The sequence below is a fragment of the Microvenator marinus genome (assembly GCF_007993755.1).
Classification (GTDB): Bacteria; Myxococcota_A; Bradymonadia; order Bradymonadales; family Bradymonadaceae; genus Allomicrovenator; species Allomicrovenator marinus.
Genome location: NZ_CP042467.1, coordinates 1,385,993 through 1,412,938 on the forward strand (window position 1 = coordinate 1,385,993; position 26,946 = coordinate 1,412,938).

The 26,946-nt window shown below is 55.5% G+C and carries 19 protein-coding genes; 11 read left to right on the forward strand and 8 right to left on the reverse strand.

Features of this window, described 5'->3' with window-relative positions:
• Nucleotides 1–14: 14 nt before the first annotated feature.
• The 3 genes from FRD01_RS24215 to FRD01_RS05950 all read right to left on the reverse strand — a co-directional run bounded on the left by FRD01_RS24215 (nt 15) and on the right by FRD01_RS05950 (nt 2,433).
• On the reverse strand, nt 15–614 hold the full coding sequence (locus tag FRD01_RS24215; protein WP_249756047.1) for a TetR/AcrR family transcriptional regulator: 600 nt from the start codon (nt 612–614) through the stop codon (nt 15–17).
• Nucleotides 615–808: 194 nt separating this feature from the next.
• Complete coding sequence (locus FRD01_RS05945; RefSeq protein WP_146958476.1) at nt 809–1,849, reverse strand: alkane 1-monooxygenase; 1,041 nt, start codon at nt 1,847–1,849, stop codon at nt 809–811.
• A complete protein-coding gene (locus tag FRD01_RS05950; RefSeq protein ID WP_146958477.1) occupies nt 1,846–2,433 on the reverse strand; it encodes a TetR/AcrR family transcriptional regulator in 588 nt (195 codons plus the stop codon). Before FRD01_RS05950 ends, FRD01_RS05945 begins: the two co-directional genes overlap by 4 nt.
• 135 nt (nt 2,434–2,568) lie before the next feature.
• On the opposite strand from FRD01_RS05950, the gene FRD01_RS05955 reads away from it, so the two are divergent.
• The 4 genes from FRD01_RS05955 to FRD01_RS05970 all read left to right on the forward strand — a co-directional run bounded on the left by FRD01_RS05955 (nt 2,569) and on the right by FRD01_RS05970 (nt 8,661).
• Nucleotides 2,569–3,849 (forward strand): nitrilase-related carbon-nitrogen hydrolase, encoded by a 1,281-nt coding sequence (locus FRD01_RS05955; protein WP_146958478.1) that lies wholly within the window; start codon nt 2,569–2,571, stop codon nt 3,847–3,849.
• Nucleotides 3,850–3,852: 3 nt separating this feature from the next.
• Nucleotides 3,853–4,896 carry an NADH:flavin oxidoreductase gene (locus tag FRD01_RS05960; RefSeq protein WP_146958479.1) on the forward strand — a complete coding sequence of 348 codons (1,044 nt, stop codon included), beginning with the start codon at nt 3,853–3,855 and terminating at the stop codon, nt 4,894–4,896.
• 91 nt (nt 4,897–4,987) lie between these two features.
• Complete coding sequence (locus tag FRD01_RS05965) at nt 4,988–7,501, forward strand: carboxypeptidase regulatory-like domain-containing protein (protein ID WP_146958480.1); 2,514 nt, start codon at nt 4,988–4,990, stop codon at nt 7,499–7,501.
• Nucleotides 7,498–8,661: a murein L,D-transpeptidase catalytic domain family protein gene (locus tag FRD01_RS05970; RefSeq protein WP_146958481.1), complete on the forward strand. Its 1,164-nt coding sequence runs from the start codon at nt 7,498–7,500 to the stop codon at nt 8,659–8,661. The genes FRD01_RS05965 and FRD01_RS05970 overlap by 4 nt, the downstream gene beginning before the upstream one ends.
• Here FRD01_RS05970 and FRD01_RS05975 read toward each other — a convergent pair whose 3' ends face one another.
• Nucleotides 8,662–10,269, reverse strand: a complete 1,608-nt coding sequence (locus FRD01_RS05975; protein ID WP_146958482.1) for a fumarate hydratase — start codon at nt 10,267–10,269, stop codon at nt 8,662–8,664.
• A 74-nt stretch (nt 10,270–10,343) separates the two neighbouring features.
• Nucleotides 10,344–11,087 carry a carbonic anhydrase family protein gene (locus tag FRD01_RS05980; protein ID WP_249756048.1) on the reverse strand — a complete coding sequence of 248 codons (744 nt, stop codon included), beginning with the start codon at nt 11,085–11,087 and terminating at the stop codon, nt 10,344–10,346.
• 197 nt (nt 11,088–11,284) lie between these two features.
• Here FRD01_RS05980 and FRD01_RS05985 point away from each other — a divergent pair, with 197 nt between their 5' ends.
• Together FRD01_RS05985 and FRD01_RS05990 are read left to right on the forward strand one after the other, a co-directional pair.
• The gene (locus FRD01_RS05985; protein ID WP_146958483.1) at nt 11,285–11,566 is read left to right on the forward strand and encodes a helix-turn-helix transcriptional regulator; all 282 of its coding nucleotides are present in this window, start codon (nt 11,285–11,287) and stop codon (nt 11,564–11,566) included.
• A gap of 74 nt (nt 11,567–11,640) precedes the next feature.
• Entirely contained in the window at nt 11,641–12,291 is a 651-nt protein-coding gene (locus FRD01_RS05990; RefSeq protein ID WP_146958484.1) for a peroxiredoxin, read from the forward strand.
• On the opposite strand, the gene yghU is transcribed toward FRD01_RS05990, so the two are convergent.
• Together yghU and FRD01_RS24220 are read right to left on the reverse strand one after the other, a co-directional pair.
• Nucleotides 12,278–13,129, reverse strand: a complete 852-nt coding sequence (yghU, locus tag FRD01_RS05995; protein WP_146958485.1) for a glutathione-dependent disulfide-bond oxidoreductase — start codon at nt 13,127–13,129, stop codon at nt 12,278–12,280. The two genes, FRD01_RS05990 and yghU, sit on opposite strands and share 14 nt — an antisense overlap.
• 14 nt (nt 13,130–13,143) lie before the next feature.
• Nucleotides 13,144–14,748, reverse strand: a complete 1,605-nt coding sequence (locus FRD01_RS24220; RefSeq protein ID WP_249756049.1) for a pirin family protein — start codon at nt 14,746–14,748, stop codon at nt 13,144–13,146.
• A 151-nt stretch (nt 14,749–14,899) separates the two neighbouring features.
• Between FRD01_RS24220 and FRD01_RS06005 the strand changes: the two genes are divergently transcribed.
• The 5 genes from FRD01_RS06005 (at nt 14,900) to FRD01_RS06025 (ending at nt 26,391) form a co-directional block, all read left to right on the forward strand.
• Complete coding sequence (locus FRD01_RS06005) at nt 14,900–17,347, forward strand: heavy metal translocating P-type ATPase (protein ID WP_146958486.1); 2,448 nt, start codon at nt 14,900–14,902, stop codon at nt 17,345–17,347.
• A gap of 483 nt (nt 17,348–17,830) precedes the next feature.
• Nucleotides 17,831–23,431 carry an Ig-like domain-containing protein gene (locus FRD01_RS06010; protein WP_146958487.1) on the forward strand — a complete coding sequence of 1,867 codons (5,601 nt, stop codon included), beginning with the start codon at nt 17,831–17,833 and terminating at the stop codon, nt 23,429–23,431.
• Between the two features lie 150 nt (nt 23,432–23,581).
• Nucleotides 23,582–24,295 (forward strand): hypothetical protein, encoded by a 714-nt coding sequence (locus FRD01_RS06015; protein ID WP_146958488.1) that lies wholly within the window; start codon nt 23,582–23,584, stop codon nt 24,293–24,295.
• Nucleotides 24,288–25,586 (forward strand): APC family permease, encoded by a 1,299-nt coding sequence (locus tag FRD01_RS06020; RefSeq protein ID WP_249756050.1) that lies wholly within the window; start codon nt 24,288–24,290, stop codon nt 25,584–25,586. The genes FRD01_RS06015 and FRD01_RS06020 overlap by 8 nt, the downstream gene beginning before the upstream one ends.
• A gap of 85 nt (nt 25,587–25,671) precedes the next feature.
• Nucleotides 25,672–26,391, forward strand: coding sequence for a hypothetical protein (locus tag FRD01_RS06025; RefSeq protein WP_146958489.1), 720 nt, complete (start codon nt 25,672–25,674; stop codon nt 26,389–26,391).
• Nucleotides 26,392–26,398: 7 nt separating this feature from the next.
• Here FRD01_RS06025 and FRD01_RS06030 read toward each other — a convergent pair whose 3' ends face one another.
• Nucleotides 26,399–26,872: a hypothetical protein gene (locus FRD01_RS06030; protein ID WP_146958490.1), complete on the reverse strand. Its 474-nt coding sequence runs from the start codon at nt 26,870–26,872 to the stop codon at nt 26,399–26,401.
• Nucleotides 26,873–26,946 lie beyond the last annotated feature (74 nt).

Here is a 26,946-nt window from a genome sequence, read left to right on the forward strand (position 1 = left end):
TGCCAGGAAGAGGACTAAGAATCCTTTTGCCGCGCGCCATTCATAAAGATATCCAGTGCTTGTTCGCCGATCGGTTCGGGTGCAGGAGTCTGATTTCGACCCCAGCGCGTCCCGAGTGCATCTAGAATCCCCGTAAAGACGAGAGCAAGACTCTCCGCCGTGTGGGTCGGACTCAGAACTTCTTCGTCGATCCCCTGCTGCATCACGCGAGTAAAGTAGCTGATGTGTTGATTCAGGAGTTCGTCTTGATCCGGCGGTCCGACACTTCTGAGCCCCGGAGACGCCGAGTGAACCGCAAAAAAGAAATCTGGATCCTCCAGAACAAAATTCGTCAGGCGACTCATCACCCAACGAAGTCGATCCTCGAATCGCAATGGTATTGGAGGCTCCTCGGTATAGACCTGCTTCATTCGAGACCGGACCTCTACGGCTAGAGCCTGAAGTATGGCGTCCCGATTGGCAAAGTGTTTGTAAAGGGCCGAGGTCGAGTATCCAGCCTCCGTCGAGATTTGGTCCACCGTAGCCCCCAATCCATGTTGTCGAAAGGCACGCGCTGCGGCTTCCAGTATACGCGCCCGAGCCTCGGGACCGGACAAGCGTTTCTTCGTACTCACGTTCTTGACTCTTCGGTTTGGATTCAGTGTCTGAACCTAGTTTGCGCTTAGACATGTGACAAGCTCTTCTAGTGTAAAAAAGGCAAGGGTATTCAACTACACATTAAGCGAATCCTTCTTCGCCTAAAGAGAACACATACACACCAACCAAACACTTCGCAAGAGCCAAGTAAATATTTTTTCACCTCGCTTCGTTATTTTTCTTCGATGAGGCGTAGCACCAACGGGTCCATCACCTTCCTCCAAACTGGAGGCAAAAAGGCCATGAGGAGCATGGTCGGATAGCCATACGGAAGTTGCGGACCTTCTTCCGTGGTTCTCAACAAGTGGTACGGCCGGCTAGCCCATGCGTGATGGTCTGCGTGGCGCTGTAGATTGAAGAGCCAATAGTTGCTGACTCGGTGGTTTGCGTTCCACGAATGGTGCGGTTGAACGCGCTCATACTTGCCCGGAGACTTCTCCTTGCGCATCAATCCGTAGTGTTCCACGTAGTTAATGGTCTCAAGCAACAAGATCGCAACGGCACTTTGAACCACAAAGAACAAGACACCTTTCGGTCCAAAGAAGAACATAACTCCGCCGTAAATCACTGCCGTCAAAAGCGTGTAACGGAGCAGTCGATTCTTCAGACTGAACACAGAGATCCCAGCTCTGGCGATCCGCTTCTTTTCGAGCTCTACCGCACTGGTCAAACTATCAACGAGGACCCGTGGTAAAAACGCATAAAGGCTTTCGCCAAGCCTTGAGGTGGCCGCATCCAAAGGTGTGGCCACGTGTTTGTGGTGACCAAAAACGTGCTCGATACAGAAATGTGGATAGGTGACGCTCAGCATTAGGACTTCGGCCAACCCACGTTCGTGCCACGGTTTGCGGTGCATGAGCTCGTGCGCAATGGTGATACCTATTCCGCCCGTGAACAGTCCGACCGAGAGCGCAAGTCCAAGCCAATTCAAGCCTTGGCGTCCACCTGCCTCTGACATCGCCCATACCAAGACGAAGATCTGCAGCGGCACCCATAGATAAAGGGGCAAGCCGAAGGTGAAGTCGCGGACTGGATTCTTCTTTTCGTGTTCTTCACCAGGGTTCCAGAGGTTGTGTTCGGTCATCGCATCCGCAACCGGGACGAGCAGGAAGGCGACGAGTGCCGGTAAGATGTTTGCCCAACCGCCAAAATAAATCCCGGCAAATAGTGCAGGTGCGGTAGCGTAAACGATGAAAAAAGGTGCGAGTTTCAACTTTCCTCCTCAAACAATGTGTAGATGAGTGAGTGATAGTCAGGACTTTTTGGGCCCCATAAATCGTGGGCGAGCGCTGCGTTGGAGCCGCGCATGAGTGCGCTTGTCACAACTTGCATCATCACATCGCGCACCGAGACATCCGTCCGGAGCCCCGGAATCGAGCGAATCCAAGCTTCTACGGAATCCAACAAGACCGGGGCGTGCTCGCGTATTTTTTCCTGGCCCGGACCACGCGGCGCGAGAATCTCACGCACGATCAGTGAAGATGTAGCCGAATGATCCCGAAAGAATGCGGTAATCGCCGCCGCCAATTCGACCACGCTCGCCCTGCTCTCCTCACCAGCCACCAATCCGTGGCGAACTTTTTCGGCAATCCGCTCGAAAATTCGTTCGATCACCGCCTCGTACAAACCTTCTTTGGACTTGAAGTGGTAAAGCAGCGAAGGCCTCGTGATTCCAGCTTCAGAAGCGATCTCGGCCAAGTTTGCGGCCATAAAGCCGTCCCTCGCAAAATTGGCTTCCGCCGCATCGAGAAGCGTTTCAACAGTGAGTTCGGATTGTTTTTTCTTTGGTCTACCCATGAGTAGATAATTATCTACTTGCAAGTAGATAATCAAGCGTTTTTTTCATCACTCGGCTTTTGACCCAAAAATCCTAATGACCTCGCAAGCCTAGTGTCCTACACTCGCGCCTTCGACATCACCCGAGGAGATTGAATGGCAAAGCAAGAACTTGAGAGCCTTGAAAGTCTATTGAAGAAACTACCCGCGGAGGACCAGGCTGAAGCCTTCCGTATTCTTTACGGAAACCTTCCAGAAGAGATCCCACTTACCGAAGACGCAAAAATGCTCGCTGAGAAATTCGATTTCGACGTGGCTGCATGGCGTTTCGCGGTAACACGAGAACAGCGCCGCGCGCCAAGAATCGTGCGCGTTGGAGTCATTCAGACACAAATCGTGGAATCGACCAGCGCCCCGGTAGACGTTCAATTTCAGGCCATTTGCGATCGAACTGAGAAGCTCATTCATGCTGCGGGAGCCATGGGTGTCAACGTTCTCTGTCTCCAAGAAGCATGGACGATGCCTTTTGCATTTTGCACCCGCGAGAAGCAGCCTTGGCTGGAGTTTGCGGAGCCGGTTGATGGGCCGTCGACTCGATTCCTTGCTGAGCTCGCGCGTCGCTACAACATGGTCATCGTCTCGCCGATTCTCGAGCGCGATGAGACCCACGGTGGAACCATTCACAACACTGCTGTAGTGATCGGAAATCGCGGCAATATTATTGGCAAACACCGCAAGAACCACATTCCACGAGTGGGCGACTTCAACGAGTCGACGTACTACATGGAAGGCGACACCGGCCACCCCGTCTTTGCGACTCAGTTCGGCAAGGTCGGCATCAATATCTGCTACGGCCGCCACCATCCTTTGAATTGGTTGATGTTTGGTATCAACGGGGCGGAGATTGTCTTCAACCCATCGGCAACCGTGGGCGCGCTCTCCGAGCCGCTCTGGCCGATTGAGGCGCGTTGTGCGTCCATCGCCAACAACTACTTCTCGGCGGGCATCAACCGAATCGGCACCGAGTCTTTCCCCAATGAGTTCACCTCGGGAGATGGAAAGCCCGCGCACAAAGACTTTGGACATTTCTACGGTTCGAGCTACGTGACGGCCCCAGACGGCAGCCGCACGCCAGGGCTATCCAGAACGCGTGACGGTGTATTGGTGAGCGAGATAGACCTCAACCAATGCCAGCAAGTGCGCGATAAATGGGGTTTCCAGATGACGCAGCGGCTTCGAGAGTATGCAAAATGGCTCAAAAAGGCGGCTGAGCATGACTTCCAGCCTCAGATCATCGCGGATTCGGGTGTGGAATTTGGCGCAAATCACTCGCTTCCAGCCAGAGCGAACGTGAAACAAACTCCGCACCAATTGCCTCCTGCACAGCATCCTCAACTCTCCTATTCATCGAGCGAAGAGCGCGAAAAGAAGGAGTAAAGGATGCGGTTTCCAAACGGCCGTGCTGCCCCAAATCGAGTCTGGCTTGCCCCCATGACGAATCTTCAAAGCCATGACGACGGCTCGATCTCTGAAGCCGAGATCGCGTGGCTCAAGGCTCGATCACGCGGGGGATTCGGAGTCATCGAGTCTTGCGCCACCCATGTGCACCTGGACGGTCATGCATGGAAGGGACAACTCGGGTGTTTTGATGACGCACTGATGCCAGGCTGGGCGCGACTCGCCGACACCATTCACGAAGACGGTGCGTTGCTCCTTGCCCAACTCTTTCACGGGGGCGAACGCGCGAGTCTTTCGGCCGACCCGTGGTCCTGCACGTCGAGTGATAATGGGCGCGTTCGAGCAGGAAGTGAGCAGAATATCGAGCGCGTGATCGAAGATTTTGGCCAAGCTGCCCTTCGTTTGGAGAAAGCCGGGGTGGACGGCGTTGAGTTGCACGGCGCTCATGGCTATCTTCTCTGCCAGTTTCTGAGTTCGCACAACCAGCGCGATGACCAGTGGGGTGGCTCTCTTGAGAATCGAGCGCGATTGCTCCTGAGGGTTTTTGAACGGGTCAAAGAGCTAGTGTCGCCAAAGTTCATTGTCGGTGTGAGACTTTCACCGGAAGACTTTAAGGCAACGAAAGGGCTCGATATAGACGAGAGCATACAAACCGCACTCTGGCTTTCTGAGCGGGACGTAGACTTCATCCATATCTCTCTCTGGGATGCACAAGCCAATTCGCAAAAGTATCCTGAAGAACATCCATGTAGCCGCTTTAGAAAGGCCCTCCCCCCTGAGGTCCCTTTGATCAGCGCCGGAAATATCTGGACGGCCGCCGACTTCGAAGGCCAACTCGCACTCGGGGCTGATGCTGTGGCTCTGGGGCGCTCGGCTATCGCAAACGCTGACTGGCCGAGTCGAGTCCTGGAGAAGGCTAAAGAGCCGAGACGTCCTCCGATGAGCCCATTGGACTTGGAGGAGCAGGCGCTTTCCAAGCCGTTCATCGAGTATATGAAGCGGTGGCCCGGATTTGTCCAAGATTGAATGCTTGCCAGCCCCGGTACGAGACTCCGCAAATTGTCTAATTCCAAAGAGTTTGATAGCATCCAACTAATCATTCCTTGGAGGAAAATTTATGTTTAGACAATGGTTGACGGGCGCAGCGCTCGTAATGGTTTCGCTACCACTAAGTGCAGCAACTCTTTCGGGATCAATTCTGGATCCAAATGGTGCAGGTATCACGGGAATGGAGGTCCGACTTTGGGAGGAAGGACCTAAGGGATATTCGATTCAAAGCACTACAGCTTCTGCGGCGGGCGCCTATGAATTCTCCAATGTTCCGGCGGGAAATTATAAGATCGACGTCCGCATGCCGGACGGTGATTCACGGCATTTTGGCGACACATGGTACGACGTAGCCGCACCTATTTCAGACGGACTCATCGCGGCTGACGCGGACGTCCTGACCGTTGCCGATGCGGATGCGTTGACCGGGCTCGACATCACGATGCCGCTCACCGGGAGACTGGAGTCCACCGTCTTTGACGTAAATATGAGGGTACGAGTCGAGTCCACCACGGACCACCGCTATCACCACACCGATATATCGAAGAACCTGCGCAACACAAAGTTTGGTGGGTTCGTGATGGCCGGCCTCTTGAGCAACCATTCTTATCGAATCATCGGGTACGACCCGACTGGTAACAGGGGCATGGCGTTTGGAGGCCCACATCAAGTCACGGCGGGCGGAATCAACGTGGTGGGCGGAATCAACCTGCCACCTTTCCCCGCAGACCCAGGCGAGCCCAGCAACGATGTAGCGAGCGCAGTCCAAGTGACTACTCTGCCCCATGTTCAAGACGCGATACTCAGCGGAGGCCCAGATGTGGACTGGTACTGCACTACCGTTCAAGACGGTGACCGCCTGATGGTCGACGTCTCAAACCAGATCGAAATCGACGGCATTACCCGTGAGCACCCATGGTTCGACCCCATCCTCGGCTTCTTCGACGCCACAGGTACCACCGAGCTCGGCTATAACGACGACCATGGCGGAACCCGCGCTTCACATATCGACACCGGCATCTTGAGCGCCGGGACGTACTGTTTTGTGGTTAGCGCATTTGGCGACCCGAACTTTGGTGGCGTTGGAAAACAAAGTGTGGGGCCCTACACATTTGGCGTGAGCATGGGCAACCGAGTCCCGGACTTGAGCGTGACTCAAAATGGTGCGCCGGTTCCTGATGCTGCGATGATTGGACTCGACGAGGCTGAAACCATTACGTTTGATCTCGAGTATACCGACCCTGACAACGACGCGTTGACGGTCACGGTTACGCAGACCAACGCTGCGGGCGACGACGTTACCGATGGCGCTCTGACCCTGAACGAAAACGACGGAACCTACTCTTGGACCCCGTCGCAAACCGCGGCCCCCGACGGCCCTTATACCATCGAGATCACAATCACCGATGGCGAGTTCACCGAAACCGTAGTTGTGGTTATCAACGTCAACGCTGTGAATCTTGCGCCTCCGATGCCCGTTCTCCTTTCCCCCATCGACCAGGTGCGCGTGATCATCCCGACACCCACACTGGTTGTGGGCAATGTGGTTGATCCCGACGAGGATCCACTTCAATACGAATTCCAGCTCCGCGAAGGCTCACCTACTGGTGAACCTGACCAGACAAATCTCTTAGCCCAAGGCCCCGATACGACCACCGAGTGGCAAGTTGATACGCTCACAGAGAACGCGTTTGTCTTCTGGCGAGCGCGTGCTTTTGATGGGGATGTCACGACTGGGTATAGCCCGTGGACTACGTGGCAGAGTTTCCGTGTGGATGCCGTCAACGACCCACCTGGCGTTCCAGAAATCCTGAAGCCGACAAATGGCGAAACCGTGATGGTGCTTACTCCTCGTGTTTCGGCGTCGGTTCCAACAGACCCTGAGGAAGAGGCAGTCTCGGTCGTCATCGAGCTCGCCGCTGACGATGCATTTGAGAATGTGCTTCAAACCAGTGAAGCCCTTGAGCCTGAGCCGCTCGCGGCGAGTGTTGAATGGACACCAACTGAATTGGAGTTGGGGCGCTATTTCCTCCGTGCAAAAGCGGTGGACGAGCGAGGGGCTGAGAGCGATTGGTCGGTCGTCACCGACTTCGAGATTTACATCGAGCCAGACACTTTGAATCCTCCGTCCTTCGGAGATGCCTTTGGCGAATATTGCGGTGCCGGACGCGAGCACGAGGCACTACCTGAATTTGTGGAAGTTCAGAACGTGAACGAGGACCCAACCACTACGTTTGAAGTCGCGATCTACCTCAACGGTGGAGCGGCTCCGGTCTACACAAACTCCGTCGCTCAGAACGTTGGTGCGGCGACGACCGAAATCCCGATTGAGCAAGCACTCGTGGAGCCTGGCGCCTATCTCTTCCAAGTACGTGTGGTTGCAGGAGATGTGTCGTCCAATTGGACCGATTGCGAGATGCGACTTGTGGGAGATACCGATGTGGTTGAGCAACCGTCCCCTACGCCGACTGGTGCTGACGAGGGTTGCGGTTGTGCATCTACGAATGGTGCCGGAAACACAGGCATGCTCCTCATGCTTCTCGGATTCTTGGCTGTACGTAGAAGAGGGCTGAGGCTATTTTGATTTCTCCGTTCAACTCACACGGCTACAAGCCGCTTGTACTTGGGGTACTCCTTACACTCGCTTGTTCTGAAGACGCAGTGGACTCGGAGCCGTCCGAAGTTCAAGAGAGGCCACAGAACCCAGAAACTCAGCCACCTGAGCAAGAGATCCCGGCTCCTCAAGACCCCCAGATTCAAGACCCTCAACCACAGGATCCAGAACCACCAGGTTGCGATTCAGACCCCACCTGTATCTCTACATTCCCGTCCAGAATCAGCGCTGATACCACCACAGGTACGCGGGAGTGGGATAGCTACGAGTGCGCGCCCGAGACAAACGAGTCGGGGCCTGAGTTGGTCTACCGAGTTGTGATCCAAGAGCCGGGATTCTTCAGCGCCCAACTCTCGGGAGAGCCGGAAGGTGTGGATGTGGATGTTCATCTGCTTCTGGAGCGGAACCCAGCATCCTGCATGGACCGAGGAAACTTCCGAGCGGGCTCTTGGCTTGAAGCGGGCGAGTATTGGTTGGTGGCTGACACCTGGGTCAATGATGAGGGCGTAGAGTTTGCTGGCACATTCGACCTTGATGTCAATGTGACCACCAGTCAGACTTTCACCACGCACGGGATCAATGAGGAGCTCGCCAACGACGCGCTCCGCGCGTTTTCGCTCGCCTGGCAGCGCGACGAGACCCGACGTTTCGAATACACGCTCACGGACTTCTCGATGCACTCAAGCCAGAAACGGCAATGGGTGTTCGACCTAAACTCGGGAGAGTTGCTCTTCAACCTCCACACCGCCCACGGAGAGGGGTCCATTGAAGGCGAGGATCTCGGGATGGCTTCTAAATTCTCGAATGTTTTGGGAAGTCACCAATCAAGCCTCGGCCTGATGCGCACGGATGAGACCTACGTAGGAGACTATGGCTATTCCGTGCTTCTGGACGGCCTAGAAGCCGGATTTAATGACCGTGTGCGCGAAAGAGAGATCGTGGTCCACCCTTGGTTTGGAAACGCACAGGACATCATTGAGCGAGACGGCTGGGTCACCCCGAGCTGGGGCTGTGCGACGCTCGAAGAGTCCATCTCAGACCAAGTCATCGACACCATCTCGTTTGGAACCCTGATGTTCTTTTGGTACCCAGATCCGACCTGGCGCTCAGAATCTGAGTACCTCAACTGATCATTTCAATTGCTGGAAGAAATCGTTGCCCTTGTCATCCACGAGGATGAACGCCGGGAAATCTTCCACATCAATGCTCCAGATGGCCTCCATTCCAAGGTCCTCGAAATCCTGAACCTCTACTTTCTTAATGCTCTCGGCTGCGAGGATCGCGGCTGGGCCACCGATGCTACCGAGGTAGAAGCCACCGTGTTTATGGCAAGCGTCAGTGACTTGTTTGGAGCGATTCCCCTTAGCCAGCATCACGAGCGAGCCACCGAGTGATTGGAAGAAGTCTACATAAGCGTCCATGCGTTGGGCTGTGGTTGGCCCGAACGACCCGGAAGGCATTCCTGGAGGCGTTTTAGCAGGACCCGCATAGTAGACCGGATGATCCTTAAACCATTGAGGCATAGGCTCCCCGCGGTCAATCATGTCTTTGAGTCGGGCGTGCGCCATGTCTCGCGCGACGATCAACCTTCCGCTTAAGAGCACGCGGGTCTTCACTGGATATTTGGAAAGTTCTGCCCGTATCTCATCCATTGGCTGATTCAGGTTGATACGAACACCGGCATCTTCGTCGTTCTCTGCCTCGAGCAGGAAGCGCTCTGGATGTTGCTCCATCTCCTCGAGCCAGATTCCGCTCTCATCGATCTTCGCCTTGATATTCCTATCGGCAGAACACGACACCCCCATGCCCACGGGACATGAGGCCCCGTGCCTTGGGAGCCTTATTACGCGCACATCATGGGCAAAGTACTTTCCTCCAAACTGTGCGCCGAGGCCCGTTCCCCACGCAGCCTTTAGAAGCCGCTCCTCGAGTTCGACATCACGAAACGCACGCCCACCGTCTGATCCAGTCGTAGGGAGGTGGTCGAGCTCCTTGGCACTGGCGAGTTTCACGGTCTTGAGTGTGGACTCGGCGCTGGTGCCCCCAATGACAAAGGCTACGTGATATGGAGGACAGGCGGCGGTGCCAAGCGTCTTCATCTTCTCAACGAGGAATTTCTCAAGGCTTTCGGGATTCAGGAGCGCCTTGGTCTCCTGGAAAAGGTAGGTCTTGTTCGCAGAGCCGCCCCCTTTAGCCAAGAAGAGAAACTCGTAGCTCGCCCCTTTCGAAGCGTAGATATCGATCTGGGCGGGAAGGTTATTGCCCGAGTTCTTCTCCTTGTACATGGTCAGCGGAACTACCTGAGAGTACCGAAGGTTGTCGGTCTGGTAGGTTTGCCAGATTCCCTTCGAGAGGTGCTTAGGATCTTCGCCATCGGTAAGGACGCGATGACCCTTTTTCCCGACGACAATCGCTGTTCCGGTATCTTGGCAAATCGGCAATTGCCCATTGGCTGCTATCACCGAGTTCTTCAAGAGAGTCCGTGCAACAAAACGATCATTATCGCTAGCCTCGGGGTCCTTGAGGATTGCTGCAACTCGCTCTTGGTGTGCTGTCCGCAGGTAGAACGACGTGTCGTGAAGCGCTTGACGAGCCAACTCAGCAAAGACCTCGGGTTCGATCTTCACGAATGTCTCTCCCCCGATGGTCTGGGTGCTGACGCCGTCGCTACCGAGATATCGGTAGCGCGTTGGATCTTCAGAAAACTGGAAGGGTTTCTCGTATTGGAATTCGCTCATGTATGCTCCAGAACTCAGGGTTCTGGAGTTTTGTAGCTGAGCGAGACCTCTGTCAAGCCAAGTCTAGCCTTCCCTTACATGAAGGTGACTCTACCGCTAGAGATATCGTACATGGCGCCAACGATCTTGATCTTACCCTGGCTCTCAAGGTCGGCCATGATTGCCGACTGTTTGCGAATCTCTTCAATGGTGCGCTCCACGTTATGAGATGCGACCTTGTCCACCGTGGACGAATCGGAAGACGCGCAGGATTGGCCTGCGACCGCCTCAACGCTTGGGCGGATATTGGTCACGAGCGACGTTACGTTTCCGAGGTCAACGTTGTCGCAAGCTCCCATGACCGCGCCACACTTGGTATGGCCCATGACCACGACAAGCTTCGCACCAGCCACCGCGGTAGCGAACTCCATTGAGCCGAGAATCTCGGCGTTCACGATATTCCCAGCGACACGCGCATTGAACACGTCACCGATCCCCTGGTCGAGCACGACTTCGGTCGGAATTCGTGAGTCGATGCAGCTCAAAATGACAGCCGAAGGGAACTGCCCAGCGCTGGTATCAGCGATCTGGTCTGCATAGTCTCGGTAGAGCGGTGTGCGGTTGAGAAAACGCTCATTGCCTGCCTTGAGGCCGTTGAGAACGGCGTCAGGCGTCATTGCATCTCTTACTCCCTGGGTAAGGGCCGGAGTTGGATCCTGTGCGGAAGCAGCCTTAACCACCGTGTCCGTACCGGCAGTCTGGACTTGTTGTTGCTCTTTCGCACCACAAGCAACAAGGAAAGCGGAAACAGCAAGCGCACTAAAAATTCTCATGGACATACTCATCTCCTAATTGAAGCCAAAAGCGGCACTAGACATATGATGCCAAATACACGAAAAAGATTTCATGTTTTTTCTTTCGTGTAAACGATTTCTTAAAACATCGTTACTAATTCGTAAGAATTGCTGCGCCACTTGACGATTAGTCGTAGTCTCGACCAATATCGACCGTTTGGTGGACACCAAGGGCTCCAACCATGGCTGTAGAAAACACTTGGACCTTTCTGACAAATCACGCGCACGTACTCCTCTGTCTTGTAGAGAATCCAGATTCACGCACCCGTGACCTCTCGGAACGTGTAGGCATCACCGAGCGCGCCGTACAGCGCATCGTCTCGGAGCTCGAAGATGAAGGCTATGTGATCAAGACACGCGTGGGACGTCGCAACCATTACGAAGTCATTCTAGACAAATACTTGAGGCATCCCGTCGAATCCCACCGCTCTGTTCAATGCTTGGTTGATCTGATCAAAGAATAATTGAACCCGAGCACGAAACCTTGGCTTGAGTTCGATCATCCGAGCTTTGGAATGTCTCAACCAAGGAGAAAACAATGGGACTCAGAATCAACGATATCGCACCTAACTTCACTGCCGACTCGACCTCCGGAAAGCTAGACTTTCACGATTGGATCGGAGACGGATATGCGATTCTCTTTTCTCACCCAAAGGATTTCACGCCGATTTGCACCACAGAGTTTGGAGCTGTGGCGCAGCTTGCGGGGGAGTTTGAAAAGCGGAACACCAAGGTCATGGGCGTTTCTGTAGACAGTGTTGAGGAGCACCACAAATGGAAACGAGATATTGAGGCTTTTGCGGGTGCTCCTGCAAACTTTCCAATCATCGATGACAGCTCTTTGACGGTCGCCAAGCTCTACGACATGTTACCAGCCGAGGCCATTCTTCCCGACGGACGTACACCTGCCGATAGCGCAACCGTGCGAACCGTTTTCATCATCGGCCCCGACAAGAAAGTTCGGCTTACAATGACATATCCAATGAGTGTTGGACGTAATTTCGCTGAAATTTTGCGGGCTCTAGACGCCGTTCAAATCACCGACGGCGCGCCGCTGGCTACTCCAGCAAACTGGGTCCCCGGACAAGATGTGGTAGTTTCCACCTCTCTAAACAACGAGGATGCTGCAGCGCGATTTGGAGAGCTCGATATCAAGCTTCCGTACTTGCGTTTCGCTAAGTCGAAGTAAGAACTGCGTCGATATCGCTCGCAGAATGGCGCTCAGCCAGTTGGGCCTCATCACCCCACGAACGGTTCACCACAACGCCTCGCTTGACCGCGGGGCGTTCTGCTATCTGGTCGGCCCACCGCACCACGTGTTCGTAGGTGTGGACCTCTAAGAATTCGGCAGCCTTGTAGACATTCTCTCTCACGAGCGCGCCATACCAGGGCCAAATGCCCATATCCGCGATGGTGTACTCATTGCCTGCAATAAACTCGGACTCGGCCAAACGCCGATTCAACACATCGAGTTGCCTCTTGGCCTCCATGGCGAACCTGTTGATAGGATACTCCATTTTCGAAGGCGCGTAGGCGTAGAAATGTCCGAATCCACCTCCAAGGTAAGGAGCTGCGCCCATTTGCCAAAATAGCCAGTTCAGGGTCTCAGCTCTTGCGGCTCGGTCGGTGGGCAAGAACTTTCCGAACTTTTCGGCCAGATAGACCAAGATCGAACCCGACTCAAAGACCCGCACAGCAGGGTCCTCGGACCTATCGAGGAGTGCCGGGATTTTGGAATTTGGATTGATATCGACAAAGCCGCTCGAGAATTGGTCGCCTTCCAGAATGTTGATCAGGTAGGCGTCGTACTCGGCGTCGTTGATTCCAAGAGCCAAGAGCTCCTCAAGCATGACTGTCACTTTGACACCATTCGGAGTCGCCAGCGAATAGAGCTGCAGCGGATGCTCGCCTACCGGCAGCTCCTTCTCATGCGTTGGACCAGCTTCGGGACGGTTGATGTTGGCAAAATTGCCACCACTTTGTTTTTCCCACTTCCATACTTTTGGGGGGACGTATTCTTCTGACATGTTTTTCCTATGGTTTAGACGGGTTCTTCGCGCCGCCCGTCTGGATGAATTGCGAATCTACCTTCGGTGCGCTGGTGAACAGGGCCATTTCCTTGCCACGGCCAGCCCCCGAACTGCGTTTGCTGATAGTCTCTATAAGCCTGTTGGATCTCGTCATGAGTGTTCATCACGAACGGACCACGCTTGGCCACTGGCTCACCAATTGGACGTCCCTGAAGGACGAGAATCTCAGTTTCCGCGCCAAGCGCCTCAAGGCTTATAGGCCCTGACTCCTCGAACTCCACGCGCTGGAGATTACCAACGGAGATGCCCGAAACTTTGGCTCCGACACCACGATGCAGATACAACGAGCGCCATGTTCCCGGGTTTACGGCCGGCAGTTCAACCTGCGCGCCGGCCTCCATTCGAACGGTGAAAATTGCGACATCCGAGCCGGGCTGTGAGGCCCAGGAGTCGGGTGGCGGAGTGGGCGGGCGATGACCCTGGAATTCACCGGCAGCCAGGGTGATTTCGCTAAGTCGCCCCTTTGAGTCCTGTACAGGGATGCGAGGAATCTTCTCGGACCAGAGCATTTTGAAGTGAGCGTTCACCATCTTGTTTGAGCGCGGCAAATTCATCCAAATCTGAAAGAGCTCCAGAGGATTCGGTGAATCAGACCGCAAAAGCGGAAACATTTCGGCATGTTGGATGCCGCCGCCGGCGGTCAGCCATTGAACGTCCCCTGCTCCGTATCGCGCGGTAGCCCCCAGAGAATCAGCGTGATCGAGCATTCCTGAGCGAACGACCGTTACGGTTTCAAAGCCTCGATGTGGGTGCCTCGGAAACCCGGGAACGTCACGTCCATGGTACATCCGCCAGTTGTCTTTGCCTTCGAAATCTCGCCCGATATGGCGGCCATCAAGGCTCGCCGCCGGCCCCATATTCTCATTTCCGGTCGGGTAATCATCCTGATGGTAGGCGCAAAAGAGGAATGGATCGCTTGTCGGCCAGTTCATGCCTTGAATCTGACTCACACGTTTGGCCTTCGCCCCTTCCAGGCGCGTCTTCTCCACTTTGGCCGCGCTCGCCTCGGCAACGGGTTTCGAGTCGGCTTCGATTTTAGAACAGGCCGCAGCCGGCATCACGCTTGAGGCGAGGAGGAGTTTGAGCGCGGTTCGCCGCTCTATCACTCGCCCCCCTACCCTACCCGGCGATGGGTCTGGCACGATGAGTCGTCCGTCTAGACGGTCGTCTTCGAGCTGCAGGCTTTGGCCACACTCGTCGTGCAGAAGCCAGGCTTCGAAAACAATCTGTTCGACACGCTTTCCAAAAGCCTCGGCGCTGAGCCTTGAGTGCTCACCCCGTAACTTTTCGAGGTCAGCTACAATACGTTTATTCTTCGGAGCTCGGGGCAAGGCGGCCAAAATCCGGAACAACGAGCCTGGCGCGGGGACCTCGCCTTTCGGAGCCAGAGTCAGTGTTTCTGCGGGATGCGGATGAAAGGCGTTGAGGATGGAGGCCACGCCAGCCCATACTTCTTCAAAAGCCCAGTCGAACTCTTCAAAAGTTATGTTTTCCGTGGCCTCATCGAGTAGGCTTCTACCATGTTCGAGTGCCTCTATCCGTCTATTGTTGCTCATCTCTTCACCATCACTCACGTTGCGCGTGCTGCCCCATGTGTCTAAAAGATGCCAGAATGGTGCAACACGGTTCCAAAACACAACTTGGAGATTGGAATCTTTTTGTTTCTGAGAGGAATCAGAGAGACGCGACTTGGCTTAGGAACTGACTATGAGTGAGACAAATAGAACGGCATTACAAATCGAAGGTATGACCTGCGCGTCCTGCGTAGGTCGCGTTGAGAAAGCGCTCCAAAACCTCCCTGGCGTGACGCGCGTCTCGGTAAATCTTGCCACCGAGCGAGCCGATATCGAACACGACTCTTCTCTCGATAGACACAAGATGATCGAGACCATTGAGAACGCGGGCTACGACGTGCCGGAGCAAACCTATGAGCTCGAGATAGAGGGGATGACCTGTGCCTCATGTGTAGGACGTGCCGAGAAGGCGCTCCTAGCCGTACCCGGCGTCTCGGAGGCGAGCGTGAATCTGGCTACTGAACGGGCTACGATTAAGGCTCGTGCAAGTGTTGAATCACTGATCGAAGCCGTTGAGAACGCTGGTTATGATGCCAAGGAGCGCCAAGGGTCCGCGCCAAGCCAAGACATGACAGAAAAGCGCGAAGAAGAGGCTCGTGGGCTCAAACGCGAGCTCATCATCGCAGCAGCACTTGCCCTGCCGGTCTTCGTGCTCGAGATGGGCTCACATATGATTCCGGGGGTTCACGAGCTGATCATGAATACCATTGGGATGCGAACGAGCTGGATTATTCAGTTCGTCTTGACCACCTTGGTTTTGGTTGGTCCGGGCAGAACATTCTACATCAAGGGTTTCCCGGCCTTGTTCAAGGGTGCTCCAGACATGAACAGTCTGGTCGCGCTGGGAACAGCCGCAGCCTACGGGTTCTCGGTCGTAGCCACCTTCTTTTCCGGACTTCTTCCGGAGGGGACCGTCAATGTCTATTACGAAGCAGCCGCAGTAATTGTAGGCCTCATCCTTCTGGGCCGATATCTCGAAGCGCGAGCCAAGGGGCGAACTTCTGAAGCCATTCAACGACTCATCAAACTTCAGCCCAAAACCGCCACCGTGCTCCGAGACGGTAGTGAGGTTGAGGTCGAGATCGCAGACCTGAGTTTGGGAGACCTGATTTTGGTCAAGCCGGGAAGTCGCGTGCCCGTGGATGGTCTCGTGGAGTCAGGCCAAAGTTGGGTGGATGAGAGCATGCTCACTGGCGAGCCCGTTCCTGTACAAAAGGAATCAGGCTCGGAGGTTTTTGGAGGGACCGTCAATCAAAAGGGCGCGCTCCGAATCAAGGCCAGCGCGCTTGGCTCCGACACGGTACTTTCACAGATCATCCGGATGGTGGAAGAGGCGCAGGGCTCCAAACTCCCGATTCAAGCCACGGTGGACAAGGTCACGATGTGGTTTGTGCCCGCCGTCATGAGCGTCGCGTTGATCACCTTTTTGGTCTGGTTTTTCTTTGGACCAGAACCAGCCCTGACCTTCGGTTTAGTGAACGCCGTGGCGGTCCTGATCATCGCGTGTCCATGCGCGATGGGGCTTGCCACACCGACTTCTATCATGGTCGGTACCGGACGAGGCGCAGAGATGGGTGTCTTGTTCCGTCGGTCCGATGCCCTTCAACGCCTGAAGGAAGTGAAGGTCGTGGCGTTCGACAAGACTGGAACTCTCACTGAGGGTAAGCCTCAAGTTGTGGACGTGGTCGGGCCGGATTCCGAGTCATGGCTTCGCCTCGCGGCATCACTCGAGGCGAGCTCCGAACACCCGATCGCGGGGGCCGTAGTGACTCATGCGAAGAATAAGGGGCTTGAGCTCCAGGAAATTGGCGAGTTCGAAAGCCTCACCGGCCTCGGAATCAAAGGTGTGGTGGACACGAAGAGCGTGCTGGTGGGCGCTGAACGGTTGATGACTCAATCTGAGATTGACGTTGCTCAGTTTAAAGATCGCGCACAATCACTGAGTGACGAGGCCAAGACAGTTCTTTTTGTAGCCGTAGAGGGAGAGCTCGTTGGACTGGTTGCGGTGGCAGATAAAATCAAGGAGTCCGCGCGTGACACCGTGAAAGTACTTCACGACATGGGCATAAAAGTCGCAATGATTACGGGTGACAACGCAGGCACGGCAAATGCCGTGGCAAAAGCACTTGATATCGATGATGTGGTGGCTGGCGTGATGCCCAACGGCAAAGTGGACGCTGTGAAGTCTCTCCAGGAAGCTCATGGTGTGCTCGCGTTTGTTGGGGACGGCATCAACGATGCTCCAGCGCTTGCTCAGTCAGATATCGGCGTTGCGATTGGAACGGGCACCGATGTGGCCATTGAGGCGGCTGACGTGGTTTTGATGACCTCGTCCCTTCAAGGGGTGGCGAACGCCATCCATATCTCGACGTCGACGATCAGGAACATCCATCAGAACCTCTTTTGGGCTTTTGCGTATAACACGGCCCTTATTCCGGTTGCGGCTGGAGTACTTTATCCGATCTCTGGAACGCTCCTCTCTCCCCTCTTTGCGGCGGGCGCAATGGCCCTTTCTTCGGTTTTTGTGCTCTCGAACGCCCTACGGTTGAAAAAAATTCAGCCGCTCGGTGCGCAGGCTTAATTCTTCACACCTTGGCGCCTGCGTCACCAAATGACGCAAGTGTTCCATATCACTCTCCCGATGCGTCTCATTCCACAACGCAGACGAATTATTCGGAGGGGGATCGAAAACGCGCGCCAACGCAAACCCGTAACCACTTGAAAGCAAACACCTTTCAACACCCGAACCCCTTCGGATAGCGCATTTTTTAAACATCAATCCCGCACCACACCAAGGCTTATGATAGCCACAAAACGCCGCCTTTCGTCACAGGTTTGACGACCTGCGTCAACAGATACGCAGACCACAGACACCTACACAACCAAAACCTAAAAGCAAAGCAAAGTCATAACCTTAGAAGGTAGCCGCCCGAAGAAAATCCTGCACGTAATTTGCACAAAAAGCCTCATTACTGCACGATTATTGCGTGAATTTTTAGTGGACATCGCGAATCACGGGGGCATACTAAAAGAAGCTCAGACAGCGACACAAAAGGAGGTGCGCATGGGAAGCACGTATGTTGATGCGACGCACACTAGTGCGTCCGAGGGTCGAGTTGCGCGAACTCGCTCTTGGAAATGGCTCGCGCAAGGACTCGTGGGAATTGCGTTTGGATTCGCGGCTCTAGCCGCGACGAGCTCTCAAGCTCACGCCCAGACGGTCTCCCAACTTGGGTGTGCGGCGAATGGAATCACGCCCACATTTGGCCAAAGCATTGGGATTGACTCCGATGGCGACGGTACCCGCGATACGTATGGTGGCAGCATGCTGAGTGCGGCGAACAATCAAGACCTGGTGGTTATCGAGGGTGACCCGTTGATTGTGGCCACTACAAGCCGGGGAAACATGGGTGTTTGGGCCTGTCAGCCTCCCGGACAGAATAACAACCCGCCCGCTACCATCTGGAATCAGTGGTTCGCAGAGTATGCGCTCACCACCATGCTCAATCTAGCCGGGACGTCTCAGCGATATGGTACGAGCTACAGTACTGGTGGAGAAACCCAGTACACGACTGTCAGCCAGGTGATCGATTCTCAAACAGCGCCAGTGCCGACCGCGTCTCAACCCAGCGGCGGAACCGGGCGAATTGTTCGACTCGCGCCCAATGAAACGGCAACCGTAACCACGACACTCGGCGTGACATCCAACGTGGTGTTCCGCCGAATCCTCTCCTACACCAACGGCGACTATTCCTACAAAATTCGCTTTGAGCTTGAAAACGTAGGGACCAGCACCTTCTCCGACGTAAGACTCTTTCACGGTGGAGACACCTATTTCGGCGGCGACGACTCCGCGCGCTCGTGGTGGAACCCCGCCCTCAATATGGTCTACCTGAACAACTCGAACTTCTTTACCGCAGGGATCATGGGGCTGCAGGGTGCCCCCGCTACGCCGGCCGATCGCTTCTTCGGAGGTCAATACAACACCGGCAACGGTCAGGCAGCCGCTGGTCAACTCGCGAACGCGGCGAACTCTAGCTACGTGGACGCCGGCTACTACCTTCAATGGAATCGTGCTTCCCTTGCTCCGGGAGAGACCTGGGTCGTTGAAGCATTCGAGCGATGGACCGACCCCACCAGCTTGCAGGTCATCCCTCCATCCGACCAGCTCGCCGCTCCGAACTCGCAAGTTGTTTTGCCTTTCGTGGTCCATAACCTTGCGAGCACCGAGCAAACCTTTAACTTGAGTGTTTCTAGCGACCAGGGGTGGCTCAGCGAAATCCTGAGTGACACCACCATCGTGGTTCCGGGCCTTGCGCAGTCGGACGTTCAAGTTCGAGTAACAGTGCCAGCAGGTGCGCTCGCTGATGACCTGAGCTCAATCACCTTGAGCGCGGTCAACGCCAACGACGCCAACGCCACAGGTTCCGCATTCGGCAATATTCGGGTCTTCGAGCCAGATTTTGCAGTCTCGCCTACCTCCCTTGATTTTGGGCGCATCTTCCCGAACGACTCCGACACCCTTCTCGTGACTCTGACCAATAACGGCTCGGCAGTTCAGGTAGGTAACGTTGGTACGCCAAATGGCCTGGCAGCGCCTTACAGCATCATCGGCGACCAATGTTCCGGGAACACGATCCCGAACGGCTCGAGCTGCGATATCATCGTGCAGATCGCCGCTGGTACTGACGAAGGAATCTTCAACGACGTCTTCAACATTCCGGTGCTCGCGCCGATTGTGACTTCGTTCAACGTTTCGGTGACTGGCGAGGTCAACTCAGGATTCCTTGTTGAAACCACCCCTGGAATGGCTACCTACGACCAGTCGCGTGACGCAATCTTCGTAGACAACCAGATCGTTGTCGATGGCGCCTCCAACCTGGACGGCGCACGCATCTCGATCATCGCTGGATTCGACAGCGCTGTGGACCGTTTGAGCTTCACGTCGGTGCACGGCATCACAGGCTCCTACGATACCAACACAGGTATTTTGAGCCTCAGCGGCGTGGGAACACCTGGGCAATACCAAGATGTTTTGCGCACCATTCAGTACCAGAACGTAGCCACGGGAATTCCTGCAGCTGGCGGTCGTACAATTCAGTTCTCGCTTGGAGCCGCGGGTCTTTACTTTGAGCCCAATGGTCACTTCTATGAGTACGTCTCTGCGCCTGGCCTGAACTGGCTAGCTGCACGGGATGCCGCAGCAGCACGCAGCTATTTCGGACTTCAAGGCTACCTCGTGACCGTGACCAGCGCCGATGAAAACTCGTTCGTGACTCAGAAGCTCACAGGACAAGGCTGGATGGGCGCATCAGATGCACAATCGGAGAACACATGGCGCTGGGTCACCGGCCCAGAAGGCTTGGAAGACAACGGCAGTGGCCGACACTTCTTCACTCAGGTCGGCGCGGGTGGAAACGCTGTGAACGGCGAATTCAGCGCATGGTCGAATGGCGAGCCCAACCAGGCGGGTGATGAAGACTATGCTCACTTCTATCCGAGCGGACTTTGGAACGACTTCCAGTTCAACAACTCGAGCATCGATGGCTACGTAGTGGAGTACGGCGGCATGCCAAATGACCCGTCACTCGAAATCGTCGCAACACGCGACCTCGAAATCATCACGTGTAATGACGGTATCGCCAATGGTGTGGAGACTGGACTTGATTGCGGTAGCGTTTGTGGACCGTGTGGAGACGGCGGTGGATGCGCTGTGGCAGGTGACTGCACAAGCGGCGTATGTACCGGCAACATCTGCCAGGCTCCAACATGCAACGACGGCGTTCAGAACGGGTCCGAAACCGGCGCAGATTGCGGCGGTTCATGCGGTCCTTGCGCAGACGGCGGTGGATGCGCGGTAGCAGGTGACTGCACAAGTGGTGTCTGCACCAGCAACGTATGCCAGGCTCCAACATGTGATGACAGCGTTCTCAATGGGTCCGAGACCGGCCTTGACTGCGGTGGTTCGTGCGGACCTTGCGGAGACGGCGGCGGATGTGCGGTCGCAGGTGACTGCGCAAGTGGCGTCTGCACCGGAAACGTGTGTCAGGCACCGGCATGTGACGACGGCGTTCAGAACGGGTCGGAAACCGGCGCAGACTGTGGCGGCTCATGTGGACCATGCGGAGACGGCGGTGGATGCGCTGTAGCAGGTGACTGCACAAGCGGCGTATGTACCGGCAACATCTGCCAGGCTCCTACATGCGATGATAGCGTGCTTAACGGATCGGAAACCGGCCTTGACTGCGGTGGTTCATGCGGACCATGCGGAGACGGCGGCGGATGTGCCGTTGCAGGTGACTGCGCAAGCGGCGTTTGCTCCGGCAACCTATGCCAGGCTCCAACATGCAACGACGGCGTTCAGAACGGGTCCGAAACCGGCGCAGATTGCGGTGGTTCATGTGGGCCGTGCGGTGATGGCGGTGGATGCGCAATTGCAGGTGATTGCACAAGCGGCGTCTGCACCGGAAACGTGTGTCAGGCACCAGCATGCGACGACGGCGTTCAGAATGGTTCTGAGACCGGCCTTGACTGCGGCGGTTCATGCGGACCTTGCGGTGACGGCGGCGGATGCGCAATCGCAGGTGATTGTGCAAGCGGCGTGTGTACCGGAAGCGTTTGCCAGGCTCCGACATGCGACGATGGTGTACAAAACGGTACCGAAACTGACGTGGACTGCGGCGGTTCATGTGGACCATGTGCAGATGGCGGAAGCTGTGCCTCGGCCGGAGATTGCACAAGCGGTGTGTGCACTGGAAACGTATGTCAGGCACCAGCTTGTGATGACGGCGTGCAAAACGGCACCGAGTCTGACATCGACTGCGGTGGCGACACCTGCGGTGCTTGTACCGAAGGCGGAAGCTGCAACGACGCAACCGACTGCGCAAGCAACGTGTGTAACAACGGTGTGTGCTTCTCACCTGAGTGCAACGACAACGTCCAAAACGGCACCGAAACCGACGTAGACTGCGGTGGCGACACCTGTGCAGCGTGTGGCGACGGTGGAAGCTGTGTAGATGCCGGGGACTGCACAAGCGGCGTGTGTGATAACGCACAATGTGCCATCCCAACCTGCAATGACGGTGTGGAAAACGCCAATGAGACCGACGTAGACTGTGGTGGAGACACCTGTGCACCTTGCTCAACGGGAGCGAGCTGCTCAGTAGCAGGCGACTGTTCTTCCGGATTCTGCGCAAGCAATATCTGTGTAGACACCATCGACCAGCTTGGCGAAATCACGTCTCCAGCCGATGCTGAAATCTTGAATACGGCAACTCCTGAAATCAGCGGTACCGCTGACGCAGGAACTACCATCGAGATCTTCATCGACGGTGTGCTCGTAGCGACTCCAGAAGCCGACGAGAACGGCAACTGGACCTACACTCCGACCGAGGCCCTGGAAGAAGGCGAGCGCGAGATTGAGGCGGTCTTCACCGACGGCGTTGGAAACACGACGTCTTCGGAAATCACCGTGGAAATCGACACGATCGCACCGACCATTGCCATCATGAGCCCAGCTGACGAACAGGTCTTCAGCGTCTCTCCTCAGTCCATCTCTGGCCAGTCTGAGCCAGGCACTGAGATCGCTGTCTACATCAACGAAGAGCTGGAAGGCACCGTGACTACGGATGAAAACGGTATGTGGACCATCAGCATTGACGCGCTCGACCTCGGTGTCTACGCGGTACGTGCCACGGCCACTGATGACGCGACAAACGTGGGTCAAGACGAGTCAACTTTCTCGATTGTCGACGGGGTGAATATTGCGACACCTGAAGACGATCAGACCGTACGAATTGCGAGACCAACCTTCACGGGTGTTGCGGCTCCAAACACGAGCGTTGAGATCTACTTAAACGACACTCTTGTCGCGACTGTGGATGCCGACGAAAACGGAGACTGGTCTTACACCCCAGATTCCGACCTCGCTGATGGCCCATGGGAAGTACGCGCTGAAGGTGCTGGAGAGTCTTCGGACTCGGTGACTTTCGACGTCGACACCACCCGAACAGGTCTCGTTATCGACTCACCTGCCGAGGGTGCATTGCTCAACGAAGACACTGTGACCTTCAATGGTACAGCGCTTCCAGGTGCGACCGTCACGATCACCATCGACGGTGTTGAAGTCGGAACCGTTACGGCAGACCAGAACGGTGCGTGGGAATGGGAGTCACCAGCGTTTGACGATGGCGACTACACCGTGGAAGTCACGAGTGTAAACGAAGTGGACGAGCCTCAAACGGCTAGCCGCTCCATCACCATCGACACCACGCCTCCTTCACTTGGATTGACCTCACCAGCCGACGGTGAGTCGTTCCCAGAAGATGGTGTGCTCAGTGGTACATCGGAGCCTGGTGCGACTGTCCAGGTGTTCGTCAACGGCACTCAAGTTGGAGAAACTACCGCTGACGAGAACGGTGAATGGACGTTCGAATTGCCTGAAGGAACCGACACCAGCTCGGGTGGAAGCCTTCGAGTCACATCAACGGATGAGGCTGGAAACACCACCTCCATCGAGCGCGAGGTTGCACCATCGACTCCCGAGTTTGACGGGAGGGTGCTCGCCGGTGGCGCAGGTTGTTCGGTCGCACCGACCGGAGACGACATGAGTCCATGGCTCCTGCTCCTTGGTGTCTTCGGATGGCGGATGCGACGCCGCCGATAACTCCTAATCCTTAACCCCTGATCGCGAATCGACCGGTGACGAGTAATCGTCACCGGTTTTCTTTTGTGCTAATCGCTCGGCATGGCGTTCAATCCGAGCAAAATTAGATCACGAACCGCGGTAGGCCGCCTCAGAGGCCAAGATTTGTTCTTGGCGGAGCTCTTAAGCCAAGAGCTAAGTCCGGACGATTTTGTGGTCGACCTGGGTTTCGGCGAGGAAGCGTGGACCGTGCTCGAAATGGCGGCGCAGCTACGCAAAATCGAGCCCAACTTGCGCGTTATCGGACTCGAGACCGACCCTCGCCGAATTTCGGGCGCTGACCCGGATCAGAACCCCTTGAATTGTTTTGAGTACGTGGAACCTGAGGACGAGCTTTCGCTGCAGTTTGAAGGTGCAGCCATGCTCCGCGCAATGAACGTACTTCGAAGCTATCCCGAGCACGAGATTTGGCCCACCATTCAGAATTGGGCGAAGTGCCTTAGAGATGGTGGCTGGCTCTTAGAAGGGAGTTCGAGTGCTTCGGGGCACATTCTCACGTCCCATGTCTGGCGTCGTATGAGCGGCCAAGTGCGACATTTGGGTCTGCTGCTCTACACCGATTTCTCGAGCGGTTTCGCTCCATGGATGTTCAGAGACCACCTTCCGCGGGACCTTCGCCGAAACTTAAAACCTGAGGTGGCGCTCTATCAAACTTTAGCTCAATGGCATGAAAACTGGCTATCTCTTAGGACTAAGGCACTGACTCAAGAGGAGCTCTTTAGTGAGAGTTCAAGCTTTTTGAATTCATCAGACCTTGTTGGAACCTTGTTCGTTCCGAGCGAACGGGTTTGGGACACAAAGAAAGTGGAGCTGAACCTTGGCTAAGCCCTCGACTGAACTCAAGCGCGCGGTGGGCCCATGGGGCGCAATCTGGATGGGTCTTGGATCTATCTTGGGGACCGGCGTTTTTGTGAGCCTTGGAATCGGTGCCGAAATCATTGGCTCCGGACTCCTCTTGGCCGTGATTTTGGCTGCACTCATCGCGATTGCGAATGGCCTTTCGAGCGCGCAGCTTGCGGCCGCCCATCCCATCAGCGGTGGAACTTATGAGTATGGTCACAAGTTCATTGGGCCGAAGGCCGGGTTGGTGGCGGGATGGATGTTTCTGCTCGCCAAGAGCGCCTCTGCTGCGACAGCGGCCCTCGGGTTTTCGGGGTACGTGTTTCATTCGATAGGGGTCGATTCCTCAAAAATGGCCAAGGTCTCGTTGGCACTCGTCCTCGTGGCAGTCCTCACCGCCCTGGTCAGCAGTGGAATTCAGCGGTCAAACCGAGCCAACCAAATCATCGTAGCACTCACTCTAACCACCCTCGCCTGCTTCGTAGTTTTTGGGTGGCTGAGCGTAGACCTGGCGCTGGTCTCAGAACACATAGGGCCGAAGACTTGGATAGAGGCTTTCGAATCACCGTACGCGCTCCTCAACGCGACAGGCCTCATGTTCGTTGCGTACACAGGGTACGGACGAATCGCGACTCTGGGTGAAGAAGTTTTGGAACCGGCAAAGACCATTCCCAAGGCTATTATCGGCGCGCTTGGACTGACCATGGTCCTTTATATCGGCGTGGCGGCGACGGCCCTCGCGACCGTCGGCGCCGCTGCTTTTGCCGACACCACCGCCTCGATTAGTGCGCCATTGGAAGTGGTGGCCCATAGTTTCAACCACAGCTTTGTGGCGCCTGTTGTGGCTTTCGGCGCGATCACAGCAATGGTTGGTGTGCTCCTAAATCTCATCCTCGGCCTGAGCCGTGTGCTGCTCGCCATGGCGAGGCGCCGCGAAGCTCCTCGGTTCCTGGAAGAAGTGGATGTTGTATCCCAAAGTCCTGCCAAAGCAGTTTGGGTTATGGGCTGTATTGTTGCCGCAATAGTGCTGGTTGGGGATTTCAAGACCACCTGGTCTTTCAGTGCGTTCAGCGTGCTCGTCTACTACGGAATCACAAACTGGGCGGCTCTCAAACTCCCCGAGGAGAACCGGCGTTTTCCTCGCGCCATCTCCTACTTCGGCCTGGTTGCATGCTTTGGATTGATGCCCTTTATCAGTCTGAAGATTGCGCTCGTGACCGCAGTATTACTGGTCCTTGGACTGGGGCTCAGCTCGTTCATCAAACGAACTGACTAAGACTTTCAGATACTCTCAGAGACTTTCATTGGGATTCAGGCGCCTATGATGCGAAGTTTTGCAGATACGTTGCTCGGAGAAATAGATGTTGTTGAAATACGTGATTCTGATGGCTGCCCTGGGCCTCTTTGCTTGCTCTGATTCGATGGACGCGCCGCCTCGCCCCATTGCGGACGCCGGAGAATTGGACTTTGGCTCACCCGTCGATATGGGCCCAGACGCGCCTGATGACTCTGGCTCAAGAAACAATGAATCCGACCTCGGTACCCACGAAGACATGAGCCACGAAGACATGGGCCACGAAGACATGGACAACGATATGGATGCCGGCGCCGAGCTCGACATGCCCGCTGATACAGACATGGTCGAAGACTTGCCAGACATGGATCAGGACCTTCAGGAAACCGATACCGATATGGATTCAGATGCCGGTACGCCCGACGTTGGCACGGATTCCGACGCAGATATGGAACAAGACCAAGATACGTGGCCGCCGCCGTATGACGAAACGGGTTGGACCATGTCCACCGGTAGCCACTCAGATTCGGCATCAACGGGCACTCCGGACTCTTACTTCTATGAAGTCGACCCGGGAAGCCCGCTCAGCGCGACTATAAGCGGGTCAAACGGTATCTGGAGCGTGAATGTTTACGGAGGAATGTCGAACCAGCTCTACTGCACGGGCTCACCATCTTGTCAGGTCATGTTGAGGCCCGAAGACACGATCGTGGTCGTGACTGCCATTACCACAAACATTGGCTCTTACTCATTGAATGTTCGGTATTCAGGCCCAGGCTTGATGTGAGCCCACGCTAGCGACACGAAGCATCCGAGGTCTCCACGATCTCTCGGCAGACCTCGTCACTACGAATCTTGTACGACCCGCAAACGGCTTCATTCCGCGGTTTTGGCTGACGGCACAGTTCCCCGGACGGCCTTGCGCTCTCAACGCAATACTTGTGAAAGAGCTTGGTCTCGTTCGAACACGCTCTGAACGTAATCCTGAGCCGCTCGTGGGCGTCCAATGGATTTTTCGGAGTCTTTGAGAGCAAGGTATCTGAGCAGCCGAGGTAGCGCCGGATGGACTCGGATTCGCACCCTGCAACATCGGTTCGTTTTGCAAAAAACTCGGCGGCCTGGCGTAGCTCGGGAGTGTCTACCTCGCGCATATCGGCGTTGCCGGAGAATCGGTCCCAAAGCATCCACGAACCTGTTCCAATTCCGAGCAAAATGACGAGGCCAATGGCCCACATCACGTACTTTTCTGTCCTCAATTTCTCTTGCATCGTCGAACACCCTGCCGCGTGTAAACATACTCCCTACATCAACTTACGTCGTATTCGCAACGAATACGAATGCT